The 2,505-nt window shown below is 39.7% G+C and carries 1 protein-coding gene; it reads left to right on the top strand.

Features of this window, described 5'->3' with window-relative positions:
- Positions 1 to 699: 699 nt before the first annotated feature.
- Positions 700 to 1,623 carry a beta/gamma crystallin family protein gene (locus tag SIK69_RS07985; RefSeq protein ID WP_319785823.1) on the top strand — a complete coding sequence of 308 codons (924 nt, stop codon included), beginning with the start codon at positions 700 to 702 and terminating at the stop codon, positions 1,621 to 1,623.
- Positions 1,624 to 2,505 lie beyond the last annotated feature (882 nt).

Below are 2,505 nucleotides of genomic sequence, written 5' to 3'. Positions count from 1 at the left end.
GACGCGGCATGAAGCCGGATTTGTGCTTTTTGGGAGAAATGGGGTAATGCCAGGAGAATGAAAAGGTCATGCGCAAACAAAATTTCTGGCTTTCGTGAAGAACGGGCTGGGTAAAATTGTTCTAATCCGTGAAGAAAATTGATTTTGCTTCAGAATTGAAAAATATAACCGTCGAAAATCACAGGCGCTTCGAGCATTTTTTTAAGGTTATTGCGAATTGTTTTATGACGAAATCAATGCAAGCCCAGTGATTCTGATTGTCATGTCTTATTCAGATATTTTGATTTGAAATTATACATTGCTGTTGCATTTAACTCAGCTACGCTTATTTCAGTGCGAATCAACAGTAATTAAGTAATTACTTCCGCCATTCCAGAAAGGAGGATGTTACAGATTCAGATTTATTGACGCCTGTTATCAGTTAACGGACTGGAATTAGGGACTTAGAACGCCAGTACACTTATGGTCTGATAAATGACCTTTTATAAATCGGTTAACTCGCGTTAACGTTTTCTAAATAATTTGACCTGTTTGCATAGCATAATATGCTCACGATGGATTGAAAAGTTCACTGATTTAACTTTTAATATGGCTGATATGCAATATTTTTCGTTCAATAGATTTCATTTACATAAGGGTGGCATTTCAATTGACGCCATCTGTCACACTGATAATTCACACTAACTAATCGAGGTTGTTATGACAGATAAAAAAATCGAAGAAACAGTAAGTAATGTAAGCGAAACGGGAAATGATGCCGAAGTTTGGTTTTTTACCGACATCAATTTCCATGGAGACTGTCAGACCTGGAGTAAAGATTCTTTTGACCATTTGGACTTTGAATGGGACAATGGCATGAATTTCTATCAAACTATTTCTTCTTTACTGGTAATTCGTGGTGAATGTCAAGTTTCATCAGATAAATCACATACATTTTATGATTCTGGTTATTTTGATGCGGACAAAGGGAAAAACGGGAGTGGTATATTTGATAACTTAATGGATTACGGCTGGAATGATAGAATAACCACAATTCGAACACAGCACGGAGAGATTCTACGCAACAAATCCACCCCTTATCTTGTCCTCAGAAATACAGACCATAAAAACGCAAAAATCATTGAGGCTGATAACCCAAACATCGGGGCGTATCCTACTCAACTTGTCTTTTGCATTGGTTCCCCTACAGGAAAAGTCTATTTGTACAGTGGGGAAAATTATACCGGAGAAATCATGACTTGCAGTGTTGATGGTGGCTATGTCGCTCATGGGTCATCAAACGGAGGGGTATACTGGCTTGATGACAGTCCGTTTACTGTGCGCTCTGTTTCATTCGAGGCAATTACTCCTCCTGGTGGACTTGACCTTTATGCAGACCCAGGGTTTAGTGGAACTAAAACTCATCTTGATTGGGACACTGATCAGCTTACGCCAAATACTAGTAGTATTATAGTTGGGGGGGGGACATGGTATGGCTATACAACTGAGTATTCTCATCAGAGTTCTGCGGCGATCATATTAGAAGCAGGTGGTGGTTATAATAATGATGGCAGATACGACATGGATTACCTCAATGAAAAAGGTGTGAGCGATAAACTGCGTTCTTTCAGGCTGATTAACTAGCCAGAATCAACTCAACCTCAACACCGTTCTCATTAGCGCCCTTGCGGGCGCTTAGCTCTACAATAGAATTTGCTGTCACCGTTGTCATTTTCATTACTGAGTAAACATCCCTTCGGAATGGAAAACCATGTTCGCTTATTTACGGAAGTTTCACGTCGGGAAAACGCACTGGCTCGCACCTAAGAGATGATCACAGAGTCGCTTACAACCCAGCAGAAACACGATGAAGAAGATCCTGAGACCGGACTACCAAACTATGCTGACCTGCTCCCCGCTGATTAGTATGCCCCGATGTTAGTAATGTCTTCATAAGCCACATGAGGACATCCCCATGGAGAAGCGTTTTTCCGACAAACAGATCATCAGTACTCTCCGCGAGGCTGCGATAATTAGCTACAGGCTTTTAATCTATTTTCTGGAAGAACATCAGTGATAGTTGTCGAGTCATTTACAACACAGCAGAAACAGGCGGGAGAAGATCCACCGGCCTGATAATCTTGAACATGGACGTTACAATTGGAGTACCGAATATGACAATGCTGGAACTGGTGCTAATCATGACTACCGTGATAATGATGGAACGTCTACATATGATTATGATAGAACTGCATTTCAGTCGATTCACAGGGAAAGTCTTAAATATAACTAAAATATCGGAAGTGATAATTCTCAAACTAAATGAATTTAAAATTAAACAAAAAATAGTCTGTTTTTTGTACAGTGCAATTGCTATCCTGTATAATGCATACTCTCATCTTTCCTTTTGTTTTCATTGCTGTCATCTTTGACATCATCCATACCCCATGATGAAAATTAATATAAAAAAACCCTATCCATTTTCCTTTCTGGTCGTGCTGAGCTCCATTTTAATCGTCATCTCAA

Source organism: Scandinavium lactucae, assembly GCF_033843265.1.
In the GTDB taxonomy this organism is placed as follows: Bacteria; Pseudomonadota; Gammaproteobacteria; order Enterobacterales; family Enterobacteriaceae; genus Scandinavium; species Scandinavium lactucae.
The sequence above is the reverse complement of the archived record's forward strand: the minus strand, read 5'-3'. Positions and strand labels throughout refer to the sequence as shown.

Bases quoted from the DNA above. Each gene is read 5' to 3' on its own strand.
- SIK69_RS07985 (WP_319785823.1), top strand. From the start codon at position 700: ATGACAGATAAAAAAATCGAAGAAACAGTAAGTAATGTAAGCGAAACG.